The organism is Enterobacter vonholyi (genome assembly GCF_008364555.1).
GTDB lineage: Bacteria > Pseudomonadota > Gammaproteobacteria > Enterobacterales > Enterobacteriaceae > Enterobacter > Enterobacter vonholyi.
Window position 1 is genome coordinate 96,723 of record NZ_VTUC01000007.1, and the last position, 15,510, is coordinate 112,232.

Genomic DNA, 15,510 nt, shown 5'->3' on the forward strand with positions numbered 1-15,510 from the left:
GGTGCTGACCGATCCCCGCTTTACGACTGAAGTCGAGATCACCGTTCCGTTCCACGACGTCGATATGATGGGCGTGGTCTGGCACGGTAACTATTTCCGCTACTTTGAGATCGCCCGCGAGGCGCTGCTCAATCAGTTTGACTATGGCTATCGCCAGATGAAGGCCTCCGGCTACGTCTGGCCCGTCGTCGACACGCGGGTGAAATACCGCGATGCGGTGACCTTTGAGCAGCGTATTCGCGTCCGCGCGCACATTGAAGAGTATGAAAATCGCCTGCGCATTGCCTATCAAATTTTCGATGCGCAGACCGGCAAACGCACGACCACCGGTTACACCATCCAGGTGGCGGTGGAAGAAGCCACCCGCGAAATGTGCTTTGTGAGCCCGGCAATACTGTTTGAACGTATGGGAGTAACGCCATGAAATGGTTGCCTTTGCTGGCGCTGATCGTCAGCCCGCTGGTCAGCGCCGTGACGCTGGATGAGCTGCAGCAGCGCTTCACCGAGCAGCCCGTGGTGCGCGCGCACTTCGAACAGGTTCGCACCATAAAAGATATGCCGCAGCCGCTGCGCTCGCAGGGCGAAATGCTGATCGCCCGCGACAGCGGCCTGCTGTGGGATCAAAAAGCGCCTTTTCCGATGACGCTGCTGCTGGACGACAAGCGGATGGTTCAGGCAATCAACGGCCAGCCGCCGCAGACCATCACTGCCGACAATAATCCGCAGATGTTCCAGTTCAATCATCTTCTGCGCGCCCTGTTCCAGGCCGACCGCAAGGTGCTGGAAGAGAACTTCCGCATCGATTTTAAAGACCTGGGGGCGGGCCGCTGGTCGCTGGTGCTTACGCCAAAAACGACGCCGCTGGACAAGATTTTCGCCACCCTCGATCTGGGCGGAGCGACCTATCTGGAGACGATTCGCCTCAACGACAAACAGGGCGACCGTACCGATATCGCCCTTTCACGCCACCAACTGACGCCCGCCAGCCTGACCGATGACGAACGCCAACGCTTTGCCGCACCGTAAATCCCTGGGCCCGGCGCTGCTGTGGGCCACGCTATGCCTGATTCTGCTGGGCGTGCTGATGTCGATGCTGCCCGGCGCGCGTCTGAACAGCAGCGTGCTGGCCATGCTGCCGAAACAGACGCTGGGGGCGATCCCGCCGGCGCTCAACGACGGGTTTATGCAGCGTCTCGACCGCCAGCTGGTCTGGCTGGTCAGCCCCGGCAAAGAGCCCGATCCGCTCGTGGCGCAGCAGTGGCTGGCGCTGCTGCAAAGCACTGATTCGCTTAGCGAGGTCAAAGGCCCGATGGACGCCGCAGGGCAAAAGGCCTGGGGAGAGTTCTTCTGGCAGCACCGAAATGGCCTGATCGACCCCGCCACCCGCGCCCGCCTGCAAAACGGCGGAGAAGCGCAGGCGCAGTGGATTTTATCTCAGCTTTATTCGGCCTTTTCCGGCGTCAGCGGCAAAGAGCTGCAAAACGATCCCCTGATGCTGATGCGCGGCTCACAGCTCGCTCTGGCGCAAAACGGCCAGAAGCTGCGGCTGATGGACGGCTGGCTGGTCACAAAAGATGAGGCGGGAAACTACTGGTATCTGCTTCACGGTGAACTGGCGGGCTCGTCGTTTGATATGCAGCAGACCCACCGGCTCGTGACGACGCTTAACGCGCTGCAGGAGACGCTCAAAGCCCGTTACCCGCAGGCGCAGCTGCTTTCCCGCGGAACCGTGTTTTACAGCGATTACGCCAGCCAGCAGGCCAAACGCGACGTCTCAACGCTGGGCATCGCCACCCTGCTTGGCGTGTTCCTGCTCATCGTGGCGGTGTTCCGCTCTTTGCGTCCGCTGCTGCTGAGCGTGCTCTCGATTGCCATCGGCGCGCTGGCGGGCACGGTGGTGACGCTGCTGCTCTTTGGCGAGCTGCATCTGATGACGCTGGTAATGAGCATGAGCATCATCGGTATTTCAGCCGACTACACGCTCTACTACCTGACCGAACGGATGGTGCACGGCGCGGAGCTTTCCCCCTGGCAAAGCCTGGACAAAGTTCGCAATGCGCTGCTGATGGCGCTGCTGACGACGGTCGCCGCCTACCTGATTATGATGCTGGCCCCCTTCCCCGGGATCCGCCAGATGGCGGTGTTCGCCGCCGTGGGGCTGAGCGCCTCCTGCCTGACGGTGATTTTCTGGCATCCGTGGCTGTGCCGTGGGTTACCGGTGCGCCCGGTTCCATTTATGGTCCTGATGCTGCGCTGGCTGGCCGCCTGGCGGCGCAGTAAAAAATTGTCCGTTGGTTTGCCCGTCGCGCTGGCGCTGCTCTCCGCCGTGGGGATGAGTACGCTGAGGGTGGACGACGACATCGCCCAGCTGCAGGCGCTGCCGAAAAATATTCTGGCGCAGGAGAAGGCCATTACCGCCCTGACCGGACAGAGCGTCGATCAGAAATGGTTTGTGGTTCACGGCGCCTCGCCTCAGCAAACGCTGGAGCGGCTGGAAGCCTTTACCCCGGCGCTGGCGGAGGCGCAAAAAGCGGGAGAGATTGTCCGCTGGCGCACCCTGCCGCTGAACTCGCTGGCCCGCCAGAAAAGCGATCTTACGCTTCTACAGAACGCCGCACCTGCGGTAACGAACGTGCTGAAAAGCGCCGGGCTCAACGCCGTCTCCCCGAATCTCGACGCCATGCCGGTCAGCGTGGACGCGTGGCTTAAAAGCCCGGCGAGCGAAGGCTGGCGTCTGCTCTGGCTGACCCTGCCCGATGGGGAAAGCGGCGTGCTCGTGCCGGTGGACGGTGCGAAAAACAGCGCTTACCTCGGTGAGCTAGCCGCGCGCCATGACGGCGTCGTCTGGGTCGATCGCAAAGCCAGCTTTGACAGCCTGTTTGCCCTCTATCGCACGCTGCTGACGGGGCTACTGTTTGCGGCGCTGGCGGTGATTGCCTGCGGGGCGATGCTGCGCCTCGGCTGGCGTAAAGGGCTGATAAGCCTGGTGCCGTCCCTGCTGTCGCTGACCTGCGGGCTGTCGGTCCTGGCCGCAACGGGCCACCCGGTGAATCTGTTTTCACTTCTGGCGCTGGTACTGGTGCTCGGCATTGGCATTAACTACACGCTGTTTTTCAGCAATCCGCGCGGTACGCCGCTCACCTCAATGCTGGCGATTACGCTGGCCATGATGACCACGCTGCTGACGCTGGGCATGCTCGTCTTCAGCGCCACCCAGGCCATCAGCAGCTTTGGTATCGTGCTGGTGAGCGGTATTTTTACCGCCTTCCTGCTGGCGCCGCTGGCGATGCCGGATAAGAAAGAGAGAAAACGTAAATGAACGCTTTTTACCGCGCCGTCGCGCTAACCGCAGCGCTGCTGCTGGCGGGCTGCAGCCATTCGACCGATACCAAAGAGACACGGCCTCAGGCCTGGCTCCAGCCGGGAACCAGAGTGACGCTCCCGCCGCCCGGCATTAGCCCGGCAGTAAGCTCCCAGCAGCTGCTGACCGGCAGCTTTAACGGACAAACGCAGTCCCTGCTGGTGATGCTCAACGCGGATGCGCATAAGGTGACGCTGGCCGGGCTCTCTTCCGTGGGGATCCGTCTGTTCCTGGCGACGTACGATGAGACCGGTATTCATACCGAACAGTCGATCGTTGTGCCGCAGCTGCCGCCCGCAAGCCAGGTGCTGGCGGACGTGATGCTAAGCCACTGGCCGATTAGCGCCTGGCAGCCGCAGTTGCCGAAGGGCTGGACGCTAACGGACAATGGCGATCGACGCGAGCTGCGTAACGCCAGCGGCAAGCTGGTGACGGAGATTGTCTACCTGCAGCGTAAAGGCAAGCGCGAGCCGATCAGCATCGAGCAACACATATTCAAATACCACATCACCATTCAATATCTGGGTGACTGAGATGATTTATATTTCCGCTGTTGGCATGGTCAACGCGCTGGGCAACTCGCCTGATATGATTGCCGCGAACCTGGTGGCAGGCGTGGCGCCGGGTATGCACGCCCGGACCGGCTGGTTGCAGGACTCACCCGAAGCCGTTCTGGGCGGCGTTGAAGGCGAATTGCCGCCCATCCCGGACACCTTCTCCGCACACCGCACCCGCAATAACCAGCTGCTGCTGGCCGCGCTGGCGCAGATTCAGCCAGCCGTCGACGAGGCTATCGCCCGCGTCGGTCGTGACCGTGTGGCCGTGGTGCTGGGAACCAGTACCTCCGGGCTGGATGAAGGCGATGAGCACGTACAGCGCATGACCCATGGCGAAGCGAGCACGCGCTGGCAGTACCCGCAGCAGGAGCTTGGCGATCCGTCCCGCTTCCTCGCCAACTGGCTTCAGCTCGAAGGCCCGGCCTATACGATTTCAACAGCCTGCTCTTCCAGCGCGCGGGCGATGATCGGCGGCAAACGTCTGATCGAAGCCGGGCTGGTTGACATCGCCATCGTCGGCGGAGCAGATACCCTGAGCCGGATGCCCGTCAACGGCTTTAACAGCCTTGAATCCTTCTCCCCTACGCTCTGCGAACCGTTTGGTCGCGACCGCAAGGGGATCACCATCGGAGAAGCCGCCGCGCTGATGGTATTGAGCCGCGAGCCCGCCGACGTGGCGCTGCTCGGGACGGGTGAATCCAGCGATGCGTACCATATTTCCGCCCCGCATCCGCAGGGTGAAGGGGCGATAAGGGCGATTACTCAGGCGCTTAACGAAGCGGGCATGCAGCCGGAGGATATCGGCTACATCAACCTGCACGGCACGGCCACGCCGCTTAACGATCAGATTGAATCGCAGGTGGTACACGATCTCTTCGGGGAAAGCGTGCCGTGCAGCTCAACCAAACACCTTACCGGCCATACGCTGGGCGCTGCCGGTATTACCGAAGCGGCCCTGAGCTGGCTGATTCTTTCGCGCGATCTACCGTTGCCGCCGCAGGACTTCGCCCGCTACGCGCCCGACGACACGCTGGCGCCGTGCGGCCTGCTGCACCGGCACATCGCGCTGAAAAAGCCGGTTATTCTGTCTAACTCGTTCGCGTTTGGCGGCAACAACGCCAGCATTCTGCTGGGGAGAGCCTCATGAGCTACTTATCACCCGAAGCCTATCTGCCGCACGAGGCGCCGATGATGCTGCTGGGGTCCGTAGAGAAAGTTACGGACGAGATGGCGGTCTGCCGCGTGGCAGTCAACGGGCAAAGCGTGCTGGCGCCGTTTCTCAATGCCGATGGCGACCTGCCGGGCTGGTACGCGCTTGAGCTAATGGCGCAGACCGTTGGCGTCTGGTCAGGCTGGCATCGTCAGCAGCAGGGGCAGGAACATATCGCGCTGGGCATGGTGCTCGGCGCGCGCGAGCTGGTCTGCGCCAGCGGGCATTTCGCCGCAGGCCTGACGCTGGACATTACCGTTAAGCTGCTGATGCAGGACGAACGCTTCGGCAGTTTTGAATGCGCAATTTCCGCTAATGAAGAGACGCTGGCCACGGGCCGGGTCAATACCTTCCAGCCGAGCGCAGAAGAATTAACATCGCTATTTAATCAGGGATCTAACGCATGAGTCGTTCCGTACTGGTCACAGGGGCCAGCAAAGGCATAGGGCGCGCCATTGCCCGCCGGCTTGCCGCCGACGGGTTTACCGTAGGCGTGCATTACCATCGTGATGCCGCAGGCGCGCAGGAGACGCTGGACGCCATCACGCAGGTGGGTGGGAACGGTCGTCTACTCGCCTTTGATGTGGGCAACCGCGAACAGTGCCGCGAGGTGCTGGAGCAGGAGATTGAAACCCATGGCGCATGGTATGGCGTTGTCAGCAACGCCGGAATTACCCGCGACGGCGCCTTTCCGGCGCTGAGCGAAGACGACTGGGACAGCGTGATCCACACCAATCTCGACAGTTTTTATAACGTCATTCACCCCTGCATTATGCCGATGATTGGCACCCGTAAAGGAGGACGCATTATCACCTTATCGTCCGTGTCCGGCGTGATGGGTAACCGCGGGCAGGTGAACTACAGCGCGGCAAAAGCGGGCATTATCGGCGCCACCAAAGCGCTGGCGATTGAGCTGGCAAAACGCAAAATCACCGTGAACTGCATTGCACCGGGGCTGATTGATACCGGCATGATTGAGATGGAAGAAGCCGCGCTGAAGGAAGCGATGTCCATCATTCCAATGAAACGTATGGGCCAGGCTGAAGAAGTCGCCGGGCTGGCAAGCTATCTGATGTCGGATATCGCGGGCTACGTTACCCGCCAGGTCATTTCCATTAACGGAGGAATGCTATGACGCGTCGCGTGGTGATTACGGGCATGGGCGGCGTGACCGCCTTTGGCGAAAACTGGCAATCCGTGTCCAGCAGGCTGCTGGCGTATGAAAACGCGGTGCGTAAAATGCCGGAATGGCAGATCTATGATGGCCTGCATACCCTGCTCGGCGCGCCGATCGATGATTTCACGCTGCCGGAACACTATACCCGCAAGCGTATTCGCGCCATGGGCCGGGTGTCGCTGATGTCGACCCGCGCCACCGAGCTGGCGCTGGAGCAGGCGGGGCTGATTGGCGAAGCGGTGCTCACCAATGGTCAAACGGGTATCGCCTACGGTTCTTCGACAGGCAGCACCGGCCCGGTCAGCGAATTCGCCACCATGCTTACCGAAAAGCACACCAATAACATCACCGGGACAACCTACGTCCAGATGATGCCGCACACGACCGCGGTGAATACCGGCCTGTTCTTTGGATTGCGCGGCCGCGTGATCCCGACGTCGAGCGCGTGTACCTCCGGCAGCCAGGCGATTGGCTATGCCTGGGAGGCGATTCGCCACGGGTATCAGACCGTGATGGTCGCGGGTGGCGCTGAGGAGCTGTGTCCGTCTGAAGCAGCGGTGTTTGACACGCTGTTTGCCACCAGCCAGCGTAACGACGAACCCAAAACCACCCCTTCACCGTTCGATACGCAGCGCGATGGTCTGGTCATTGGGGAAGGCGCTGGCACCCTGATTCTGGAAGAGCTGGAGCACGCCAGAGCGCGCGGGGCCACAATCTATGGCGAGATCGTGGGCTTTGCCACCAACTGTGACGCGGCCCATATCACCCAGCCTCAGCGTGACACCATGCAGATTTGCATGGAGCAGTCGCTGGCCATGGCGGGATTAAGCGCCCGGGATATAGGGTATATTTCCGCGCACGGTACCGCCACCGATCGCGGCGATATCGCCGAAAGCCAGGCCACTGCCGCTATCTACGGTGATAACGTGCCGGTTTCCTCGCTGAAGAGCTATTTTGGCCATACGCTTGGGGCCTGTGGCGCGCTGGAAGCGTGGATGAGCCTGCAGATGATGCGTGAAGGCTGGTTTGCCCCGACGCTCAATTTAACGCAGCCGGATGAGCAATGCGGTGCTTTAGATTATATTATGGGAGAAGCCCGTCAGATTGACTGCGAGTATTTGCAGAGCAATAACTTCGCGTTTGGCGGCATCAATACCTCGATTATCATTAAACGCTGGGCGTAACTATGTACCAGTTTGTACTGGGAAAAATCTCCACCCTTTGCGCGGACCCGCTGGCGTCAACGCTCGCAGACAGGGCGCCTCAGGGTGCCCAACAAGCCTCCTGGCTGGCCGGGAGGACGCTGCTCGCGAGAACGTTATCCCCTCACCCACTCCCCGACATTATTTACGGCGAGCAGGGGAAACCGGCCTTTGCGGAGGGTCATCCGCTGTGGTTTAACCTGAGCCACAGCGGTGACGATATCGCCCTGCTGATGAGCGATGAAGGCGAAGTCGGCTGTGATATCGAAGTGATTCGCCCCAGGAAAAACTGGCAGGCGCTGGCGAATGCGGTCTTCAGCATGACGGAGCATGATGAGCTTGAGCGCGAAGCGCCAGAGGAACGGCTTGCCGCCTTCTGGCGCATCTGGACGCGAAAAGAGGCGATCATAAAGCAGCGCGGCGGCAGCGCCTGGCAGATTGTCAGCATCGACAGCACGGCGCAGACGCACGCGGTCAGCCAGCTACAGGTCGGTTCGCTGAGCCTTGCCGTCTGTACATCGACCCCTTACACCCTGACCCACGAATCGATTATTCACGTCGGGACGTTCGGGGCAGAAAAATCACTAACACACCCAGAATAATAAACCCGACCCCCACCAACCCGTGCCAGGAGAAGCGTTCTCCCCAGCCGGGCAGCAGGATCGCCGCGGCCCACACCAGGATGTAGCTAAGACTCAGCAAGGCATACGCTTTGCTGAGCGCCATACGATGCAGCGCCAGATACCAGCAGCCCATGGAGGCCACATACCCCATCAACCCCAGCAGCAGCGCCCCCGTGCCGGATGAGAAGTGCCACAGCGCGGAAATAAGCGCCAGAACATCGCTGACCGGCGGCAGTGCCTGCATGGCCTCGCGCAGCAACAGCTGCGCCGCGCTGACTAACAGCACGCTGCATAAGGCCCAGAAAGTCCCTTTCACAGGCTCCCTCCCAGGATAACAATCCCCATGATGATGAACCCCACCCCCAGCCAGTGATGCGACGCGACGTTTTCACGCCAGAATATCCTGGCCGCGAGCGTCACCCAGACAAAATTGAGGCTCAGCATAGGGTACGCGATGCCGACAGGCAGGCGTTGCAGCACCACCAGCCAGACCAGCATCCCGCTGCCCAGCGCCAGCAGTGCCAGACCAAGCCACAGCGCGATGTGCGTCCCGCGCCGCCCGGCTTTCGCCGGACGGGTAGCCTGTTTCTGACACAGCTGACCCGCGCAGCTGAGCAGGCTTGCCAGTATCAGCCAGATCCAGGTCATCACTTTGGCAGGTACTCCAGCAAGGCCAGACGCCCCTGGATATAGAGATTGTCCGGCTGCGGTAAATTCGCCCGTGAAATATCGTCGCGTTTTGAGAGCAGCATGACCAGCGACACGCGCCCCTGCTGACGATGCGTTACCAGCCACTGCGCGAAGTCGTCTTCACTGACAAAACGATCTTTCACATCGGGATAATCCAGCCCGTAGCGCAGTTCGCCGCTCTGACCAAACAGCGTGATGTCATTGCGCTTCAGCTCCCACGCCAGGCCCGCGGCCACGCCTACGTTATTGGCGAGTACGAATCGGCTCTCCTGCAGCGGCTCGCGCACGGTATCGACCAGCGACTGCGGCTGTTTGGAATCCACCACCAGGTTAGGAATAGCAAAACCAATCAGCAGCGCCAGGCCTGCTGGACACAGAGCCGCCAGCCACCATCGCTGCTGGCTCTGCCGGAACGTAAACCAGCCTACCGCGGCCCAGATGAGGAACGCGACCACCGCGCAGAACACTTTATACAGTTCGACCGAGGTCCAGACCGGATGCTTAGAAAGCCCCCACGGCGAGACCACCAGCGCGGCCACCACGCCGATAACGCCAAACGCCAGGTTAATTCCGCCGTTAATGCGTAACGCTCTGGCGCCTTTCTCCGCCGCGAGGCAGGCATAGCGCGCCATCAGGATAGCAAGAGGGGCAAAGCAGGGCAGGATATAGGTCGGCAGCTTGCCTTTGGCGATGCTGAAGAACAGCAGCGGCATCACCACCCAACCCAGCAGATAGAACCCACCGCCCGCGTTTTGTCTGTCATTCCAGCCGAGACGAAACGCGCCGGGCAGCAGCGCCAGCCACGGCAGGCTGCCCGCAATCAGGAACGGTATGTAGTACCAGAACGGGGCTTTATGCTGCGCGTCGCTCTGGGCAAAACGCTGAATATGTTCCACCCAGAAGAAGTAACGCCAGAAGTCAGGCTCGCGCTGCGCAATGGCCAGCCCCCATGGCAGAACAATCAGCACGCAGCTCAGGATCGCGAGCCAGCCAAAAATCAGCACCTCTTTCCAGCGCTTCTGGGCGATCGCCCACGGCAGCACGCCAATCACCGGTACCGCCAGCGCCAGGAAGCCTTTGGTCATCACCCCCATCCCGCAGGCCAGCCCAAGCAGCACATAGCCGCCCGCTTTTCCGGCAACGGTTTGGGCCTGTGATGCGAGCCAGAAGCTGCACATCGCCGCCACCAGCCACAGGGTGATGATAGGATCCAGTACCGCATACGTGCCGATGCCATACACCAGGAACAGGGTCAGGAAGATCAGCCCGGAGAAAATGGCGGTCCGCTTATCCCGCCAGAGACGCCAGGCCATCCAGATGACCAGCAGCGCGGCTAAGCCGGTAGAGAAGATAGACCCGGCGCGCACGGCGAGGTTCGTGTGCCCGAACAGCATCTGTCCGATGCTGTTGATCCAGTAGCCGGCAATCGGCTTTTCAAAGTAACGCAGCCCCAGAAAATGCGGGACTACCCAGTCTCCGGAGGCCAGCATTTCGCGGCTGATTTCCGCATAGCGCGTTTCATCAGGCTGCCAGAGCAGGCGGATATCGACCGGAATGAGGTAGTAAACGATAAACAGTGCGAGAAGCGCTAAGCCATAACGGGCTGTTTTCATGGGGCCGGACTCACGGTTTGTTGATAGCCAAGCCAGCCTTCCCGGCCAGCCATTTCATTACGGACAACTTTGCCTGCGGGCAGGGTACTAAGGTCGTCTGGCAGCAGCTCGCTCAACGGGCAGAATTCAATTCCCTCCTGAGCGGCCATGGTCAGCAGTTTGTCGAAATCATGCTGATACGCAATCCCTTCCACTTCGGCATGGATGGTATACACCGGCGTACCGGCGTCACGATGAATGCGGTCCAGGATGTAGCGATTGAACTCATTCGCTTTCACCTCGCGCCCGACCACTTCATCCCAGGTGGGAAGCGTAACCGGAATTTGCACCGTTCCGTAGCGATTTTCGCCTAACAGCGGCAAAAATGGCCCGGTTCCGCGGCAATCGCTATTGTAGCGAAACGCGAAGGCTTCTTTGGCCTTCACTACGCGCTGATCCGCACGCCATCCCGCCACGGCGGAGCAGCGCACGGGCTGGGCGATAATGGCCTCCAGCTCCAGCATCCCACGCTCGACCTCACGGGACAGGCGCGGGATATCCCAAACGCCCGCCCAGGCTTGCCAGGCATGGTGATCCCAGGCGTGCAGCCCCACCTCATGATGCTGCGCCGCCTCACGGATAACCGCTTCATTACCCGCGCCGATGCGTCTGCCGGGCCAGGCGGTGCCTGCCAGCAAAATATCCCAGCCGTAGAGGGATGCTGCGCGCGAGCGCAGCATTTTGAACAGAAATGCCGGTTTAATCAGACGCCATAAATGGCGCCCCATGTTGTCAGGCCCCACGCTGAAGAAAATGCTGGAGCGCACGCCGTGCTTGCTCAGCAGTTCCAGCAGTTTGGGTACTCCGTCACGCGTTCCCCTGAAGGTGTCGACATCAATGCGTAAACCGACTTTTTTCATGAGACCTGTTCCGACAGCTCCACGGTGCGCAGGAAGAAATCGAGCGTTTCATCAATGGTCTGCTCCATCTTCACCGTCGGCGTCCAGTTCAGGCAGCGCTTCGCGTTGCGAATGCTTGGCTTACGGTGCTCAACGTCCTGGTAGCCCTTACCATAGTAGCTGCTGCTTTCCACTTCGCGGAAACCGGCAAACGGCGGGAATTTATCGCGCAGCGGATGGCGCTCAAAGCTGGCCAGCAGCATCTCGGCCAGCTCGCGAATGCTCGCTTCGTTGTCCGGGTTACCGATGTTAATGATTTCACCGTTGCAGCGGTTATCTTTGTTTTCGATGATGCGGAACAGCGCTTCGATACCGTCGCTGATATCCGTAAAGCAGCGTTTCTGTTTCCCGCCTTCGATAAGCTTGATTGGCGAGCCTTCCACCAGGTTCAGGATCAGCTGGGTGATCGCACGGGAGCTACCGATACGCGCCGCGTTCAGGTTATCCAGACGTGGCCCCATCCAGTTGAACGGACGGAACAGGGTAAAGCGCAGGCCCTCTTTCTCACCGTAGGCCCAAATCACGCGGTCCAGCAGCTGTTTGGAGACGGAGTAAATCCAGCGCTGTTTGTTGATCGGCCCGACCACCAGGTTAGAGGTGTCTTCATCGAAGTTCTTATCGGTACACATGCCGTACACTTCAGAGGTGGACGGGAAGATGATGCGCTTGTCGTATTTCACGCAGTCGCGGATGATCTTCAGGTTCTCTTCGAAGTCCAGTTCGAACACGCGCAGCGGGTTACGGGTGTACTCAATCGGGGTGGCAATGGCGACCAGCGGCAGCACCACGTCGCATTTTTTAATATGGTATTCAATCCACTCGGAATGGATGCTGATGTCCCCTTCCACGAAGTGGAAGCGCGGGTTGTCGAGGAAACGGCTGATTGCATCCGCGCCAATATCCAGGCCGTAGATTTCGTAGTTATCGTCCTTGAGCAGACGTTCGGTCAGGTGGTTACCGATAAAGCCGTTCACGCCGAGGATCAGCACGCGGGTGCGGCGTTTGATGGCAACAACCGGCGCGCTGGTGATCAGCGCCCCGGCCACCAGGCCCAGAGACTGCGCCAGTTGGGTGCCCTGAACGTACAGGCCGTTGTCGGTTTGTCCGGTGACGATCTCCAGCGCCTGCTCGCCGCAGCTCACAATCAGCGGGGAGACGGAGACGACGGTGCCCGGTTTAGCGGCCGGGATGTCGTCACGCACGCGGGATTTCCAGACGATGAATTTGCTTACGCCCGCAAAGCTGTAGGCGCCCGGCCACGGATCGGTTACGGCGCGCACCAGGTTGTGCAGCTGGCGTGCCGGTTTGTTCCAGTCCAGACGACCATCTTCCGGCGCGCGGCGGCCAAAGCAGCTTGCCTTGCTCTCGTCCTGTGCGGTTTCGCTGAAGTTACCGTTAAGGATACCCGGCAGCGCATCACGCAGCAGCGTCTGTGCCGTCACGTTCAGCTTTTGATGCAGCTGCAGCGCGGTCTCGTCCGCATCAATAGCGACCTTCTGCTGTGCCACGATAGCGCCCGCATCCGCACGGCGTACCATGCGGTGCAGCGTGACGCCCGTTTCCGTTTCACCGTTCACCAGCACCCAGTTCAGCGGGGCGCGGCCACGGTAGGCGGGCAGCAGAGAACCATGAAGATTAAAGGCGCCTTTTGCGGCCAGGCCTAAGATCTCGTCGCAGATCAGGTTGCGATAGTAGAACGAGAAGATGACGTCAGGCGCGAGGGCGCGAATGCGCTCCACCCACAGCGGGTGGTTGACGTCGTCCGGCGCATAAACCGGGATCCCGCGCTCGGCGGCGATACGCGCCACGGAGCCGAAAAAGTTGTTCTCTCCGGCCGTGTCCGGATGGGTAAAGATTGCCGCAATGTCATAGCCCGCTTCCAGCAGGGCCAGCGTGCCCGTGCACCCCATATCGTGATAGGCAAATACAACAGCTTTCATGGGTGAATTTCCTCTTGAGATGCTTTGTTTTCCTGACGGACAACACGTTGAATAAAGTAGCGCGGACGCGCGCGAACATCGTTATAGATACGGCCAATGTATTCACCGAGGAGACCCATCCCGACAAACTGGGCGCCGATGAACATAAACAGCACGGCAAAGAGCATGAAGACCCCTTCCGCCGCCCACTGCGGACCAAAGACCAGTCGCAGTACCACCAGCAGAACGGACAGCCCAAAACCGGCAACGGCGATGATGCTGCCGAAAACGCTCAGCAGACGCAGCGGCGTGGTGGTCAGGCAGGTGATGAGGTCGTACATCAGGTTGATGAGACGCATAAAGCTGTACTTCGATTCCCCGTGCTCGCGCTCGGCGTGCAGGACCGGGATTTCCGTTGCCTTACGGGCAAAGGTATTCGCCAGAATCGGAATGAAGGTGCTGCGCTCATGGCAATGCAGCATGGCGTCGACAATATGGCGGCGGTAGGCGCGCAGCATGCAGCCGTAATCGCCCATCGCTTTACCGGTCGTGCGCTGGATCAGACGGTTGATGGTACGCGAGGCGAGCTTACGGAACAGGCTGTCCTGGCGGTTCTGACGTACCGTCCCGACCACGTCATAGCCTTCGTCGGCTTTGGCAACCAGGCGCGGGATCTCTTCCGGCGGGTTTTGCAGGTCCGCGTCCAGGGTGATGATTAGATCGCCCGTGACGTGGCTAAACCCCGCCATAATTGCCGAGTGCTGGCCGTAGTTGCGGTTGAGCAGCACGGCCACAATGTGGCTGCCTTCAGCCTGTGCGGCTTCGGTCAGCATCAGCGCGGAATTGTCGCTACTGCCATCATCCACCAGCAGAATTTCGTAGGCCTTGCCCATCGTGTCGCAGGCGGCCGTTGTACGACGAATCAGTTCGGGCAGGCTCTCCTGCTCGTTGTAAACCGGGATTACCACGGAAACTTTTTGTACGGGCGGTGCACTGAACATATCAATGTCCTGCAAGCTGATGGAGTGCGGTAATGACGCGGGTTGTATCGTCATGAGTCATGTCCGGGAAAAGAGGGAGAGAACAAATACGCGCGCTATTCCATTCAGAATTCGGGAGCGATACATCAGGAAAACGCTCGCGGTAGTATTTTTGGGTGTGCGCCGCGCGGAAGTGGAGACCGGTACCGATGCCTTTCTCTTTCAGCGCCGCCATCAGGTTGTCGCGTGAGATCCCGCAGCGCGCTTCATCGACGCGAATAATAAACAGGTGCCAGGCGTGCACGTGCGGCCATGACGGGATGGTGAGCGGCTGGAACGGCGTATCGGCAAGCTCCCGCAGGTAGCGTTCAGCGATTTCCTGGCGGCGCCTGTTGGCCTCTTTCAGTTTGCCTAACTGCACCAGCGCCAGCGCGGCGTTGATGTCCGCCAGGTTGTATTTATAGCCCGGTGCGATCACTTCCGCCTGCGGCGCGCGGCCGTGCGTCTGACGATCATAGGCGTCTACGCCGAGGCCATGGAATTTCAGACTGCGGATCCGCTGTGCCAGCTGGGCATTATCCGTGACGACTAAGCCGCCTTCCGCGCAGGTCATGTTTTTAATGGCATGGAAGGAGAAAATTGCCGTTCCCTTCCAGCCAACGTGACAATTCTTGTAATACGTTCCGGCGGCATGGGCCGCATCTTCAATCACCGGAATACCGTGACGTTCACCGATGTCATGAATGGCGTCGATTTCACACGGCGCGCCGGCATAGTGAACGGGAATAATGGCTTTGGTACGCGAAGTAATAGCGGCTTCCACGGCTTCTGGCGTCACCATTAATGTTTCTTTATCCACATCAATCATGACCGGCGTGGCGCCCAGCAATACGATCATATTCAGCGTGGACACCCAGGTCTGGGAAGGAGTAATAACTTCATCGCCCGGGCCAATATCCAGCGCCATCAGCGTGACGTGCATTCCTGCGGTGGCTGAACAGACGGCAATCGCGTGTTGATTCCCGGTAAGCTGACAGAATGCCTCTTCGAGTTCCTGATTCTTAGGCCCAGTGGTGATCCAGCCCGACATCAAAACGTCCTGAAGCGCCGCAATTTCCTCAGCGCCCATCGACGGTCGCGAAAAAGGCAGAAAATCACTCATTATTAATTTCCTTGCAATCAAAATGGCACGTTTTTGATATTAACCAAATGCTGGCCCGTTTATTTCAACGAACCATAA

At 59.9% G+C, this 15,510-nt stretch carries 16 protein-coding genes; 9 read left to right on the forward strand and 7 right to left on the reverse strand.

Annotation, left to right across the window (positions count from 1 at the left end):
* The first annotated feature begins 1 nt into the window (after window position 1).
* Genes F0319_RS13380 through acpT form a run of 9 tightly spaced genes read left to right on the forward strand, consistent with a single transcriptional unit; the run spans window position 2 to window position 8,109 of the window.
* On the forward strand, window positions 2-424 hold the full coding sequence (locus tag F0319_RS13380; RefSeq protein WP_008503087.1) for an acyl-CoA thioesterase: 423 nt from the start codon (window positions 2-4) through the stop codon (window positions 422-424).
* Complete coding sequence (locus tag F0319_RS13385; RefSeq protein WP_008503088.1) at window positions 421-1,026, forward strand: LolA family protein; 606 nt, start codon at window positions 421-423, stop codon at window positions 1,024-1,026. The genes F0319_RS13380 and F0319_RS13385 overlap by 4 nt, the downstream gene beginning before the upstream one ends.
* Entirely contained in the window at window positions 995-3,319 is a 2,325-nt protein-coding gene (locus tag F0319_RS13390; RefSeq protein WP_149367168.1) for an MMPL family transporter, read from the forward strand. The genes F0319_RS13385 and F0319_RS13390 overlap by 32 nt, the downstream gene beginning before the upstream one ends.
* Window positions 3,316-3,894, forward strand: a complete 579-nt coding sequence (locus tag F0319_RS13395; RefSeq protein WP_149367169.1) for a DUF3261 domain-containing protein — start codon at window positions 3,316-3,318, stop codon at window positions 3,892-3,894. Before F0319_RS13390 ends, F0319_RS13395 begins: the two co-directional genes overlap by 4 nt.
* 1 nt (window position 3,895) lies before the next feature.
* A complete protein-coding gene (locus tag F0319_RS13400; protein ID WP_149367170.1) occupies window positions 3,896-5,065 on the forward strand; it encodes a beta-ketoacyl-[acyl-carrier-protein] synthase family protein in 1,170 nt (389 codons plus the stop codon).
* Window positions 5,062-5,535 carry a hotdog family protein gene (locus tag F0319_RS13405; RefSeq protein WP_115876830.1) on the forward strand — a complete coding sequence of 158 codons (474 nt, stop codon included), beginning with the start codon at window positions 5,062-5,064 and terminating at the stop codon, window positions 5,533-5,535. The genes F0319_RS13400 and F0319_RS13405 overlap by 4 nt, the downstream gene beginning before the upstream one ends.
* Window positions 5,532-6,263: a 3-ketoacyl-ACP reductase FabG2 gene (locus F0319_RS13410; RefSeq protein WP_149367171.1), complete on the forward strand. Its 732-nt coding sequence runs from the start codon at window positions 5,532-5,534 to the stop codon at window positions 6,261-6,263. Before F0319_RS13405 ends, F0319_RS13410 begins: the two co-directional genes overlap by 4 nt.
* Window positions 6,260-7,489: a beta-ketoacyl-ACP synthase gene (locus F0319_RS13415; protein ID WP_149367172.1), complete on the forward strand. Its 1,230-nt coding sequence runs from the start codon at window positions 6,260-6,262 to the stop codon at window positions 7,487-7,489. Before F0319_RS13410 ends, F0319_RS13415 begins: the two co-directional genes overlap by 4 nt.
* 2 nt (window positions 7,490-7,491) lie before the next feature.
* Complete coding sequence (gene acpT, locus F0319_RS13420) at window positions 7,492-8,109, forward strand: 4'-phosphopantetheinyl transferase AcpT (protein WP_149367173.1); 618 nt, start codon at window positions 7,492-7,494, stop codon at window positions 8,107-8,109.
* Here acpT and arnF read toward each other — a convergent pair.
* The 7 genes from arnF to arnB are packed head-to-tail and all read right to left on the reverse strand — an operon-like array spanning window position 8,057 to window position 15,432.
* Window positions 8,057-8,446 carry a 4-amino-4-deoxy-L-arabinose-phosphoundecaprenol flippase subunit ArnF gene (gene arnF, locus F0319_RS13425; RefSeq protein ID WP_127732535.1) on the reverse strand — a complete coding sequence of 130 codons (390 nt, stop codon included), beginning with the start codon at window positions 8,444-8,446 and terminating at the stop codon, window positions 8,057-8,059. The two genes, acpT and arnF, sit on opposite strands and share 53 nt — an antisense overlap.
* Entirely contained in the window at window positions 8,443-8,778 is a 336-nt protein-coding gene (gene arnE / locus F0319_RS13430) for a 4-amino-4-deoxy-L-arabinose-phosphoundecaprenol flippase subunit ArnE (protein WP_223582496.1), read from the reverse strand. Before arnE ends, arnF begins: the two co-directional genes overlap by 4 nt.
* Window positions 8,778-10,433 (reverse strand): lipid IV(A) 4-amino-4-deoxy-L-arabinosyltransferase, encoded by a 1,656-nt coding sequence (gene arnT / locus F0319_RS13435; protein WP_149367175.1) that lies wholly within the window; start codon window positions 10,431-10,433, stop codon window positions 8,778-8,780. Before arnT ends, arnE begins: the two co-directional genes overlap by 1 nt.
* Window positions 10,430-11,332: a 4-deoxy-4-formamido-L-arabinose-phosphoundecaprenol deformylase gene (arnD, locus tag F0319_RS13440; RefSeq protein WP_149367176.1), complete on the reverse strand. Its 903-nt coding sequence runs from the start codon at window positions 11,330-11,332 to the stop codon at window positions 10,430-10,432. Before arnD ends, arnT begins: the two co-directional genes overlap by 4 nt.
* Complete coding sequence (gene arnA / locus F0319_RS13445) at window positions 11,329-13,311, reverse strand: bifunctional UDP-4-amino-4-deoxy-L-arabinose formyltransferase/UDP-glucuronic acid oxidase ArnA (RefSeq protein WP_149367177.1); 1,983 nt, start codon at window positions 13,309-13,311, stop codon at window positions 11,329-11,331. Before arnA ends, arnD begins: the two co-directional genes overlap by 4 nt.
* Entirely contained in the window at window positions 13,308-14,291 is a 984-nt protein-coding gene (arnC, locus tag F0319_RS13450) for an undecaprenyl-phosphate 4-deoxy-4-formamido-L-arabinose transferase (protein ID WP_149367193.1), read from the reverse strand. The genes arnA and arnC overlap by 4 nt, the downstream gene beginning before the upstream one ends.
* 1 nt (window position 14,292) lies before the next feature.
* Window positions 14,293-15,432 carry a UDP-4-amino-4-deoxy-L-arabinose aminotransferase gene (gene arnB, locus F0319_RS13455; protein WP_149367178.1) on the reverse strand — a complete coding sequence of 380 codons (1,140 nt, stop codon included), beginning with the start codon at window positions 15,430-15,432 and terminating at the stop codon, window positions 14,293-14,295.
* Window positions 15,433-15,510: the final 78 nt, after the last annotated feature.

Excerpts from the sequence above, each read along its gene's own strand:
- F0319_RS13385 (WP_008503088.1), top strand. The coding sequence starts at position 421 with ATGAAATGGTTGCCTTTGCTGGCGCTGATCGTCAGCCCGCTGGTCAGC.
- F0319_RS13390 (WP_149367168.1), top strand. The coding sequence starts at position 995 with ATGACGAACGCCAACGCTTTGCCGCACCGTAAATCCCTGGGCCCGGCG.
- F0319_RS13395 (WP_149367169.1), top strand. The coding sequence starts at position 3,316 with ATGAACGCTTTTTACCGCGCCGTCGCGCTAACCGCAGCGCTGCTGCTG.
- F0319_RS13400 (WP_149367170.1), top strand. The coding sequence starts at position 3,896 with ATGATTTATATTTCCGCTGTTGGCATGGTCAACGCGCTGGGCAACTCG.
- F0319_RS13405 (WP_115876830.1), top strand. The coding sequence starts at position 5,062 with ATGAGCTACTTATCACCCGAAGCCTATCTGCCGCACGAGGCGCCGATG.
- F0319_RS13410 (WP_149367171.1), top strand. The coding sequence starts at position 5,532 with ATGAGTCGTTCCGTACTGGTCACAGGGGCCAGCAAAGGCATAGGGCGC.
- F0319_RS13415 (WP_149367172.1), top strand. The coding sequence starts at position 6,260 with ATGACGCGTCGCGTGGTGATTACGGGCATGGGCGGCGTGACCGCCTTT.
- acpT (WP_149367173.1), top strand. The coding sequence starts at position 7,492 with ATGTACCAGTTTGTACTGGGAAAAATCTCCACCCTTTGCGCGGACCCG.
- arnE (WP_223582496.1), bottom strand. The coding sequence starts at position 8,778 with ATGACCTGGATCTGGCTGATACTGGCAAGCCTGCTCAGCTGCGCGGGT.
- arnT (WP_149367175.1), bottom strand. The coding sequence starts at position 10,433 with ATGAAAACAGCCCGTTATGGCTTAGCGCTTCTCGCACTGTTTATCGTT.
- arnD (WP_149367176.1), bottom strand. The coding sequence starts at position 11,332 with ATGAAAAAAGTCGGTTTACGCATTGATGTCGACACCTTCAGGGGAACG.
- arnA (WP_149367177.1), bottom strand. The coding sequence starts at position 13,311 with ATGAAAGCTGTTGTATTTGCCTATCACGATATGGGGTGCACGGGCACG.
- arnC (WP_149367193.1), bottom strand. The coding sequence starts at position 14,291 with ATGTTCAGTGCACCGCCCGTACAAAAAGTTTCCGTGGTAATCCCGGTT.
- arnB (WP_149367178.1), bottom strand. The coding sequence starts at position 15,432 with ATGAGTGATTTTCTGCCTTTTTCGCGACCGTCGATGGGCGCTGAGGAA.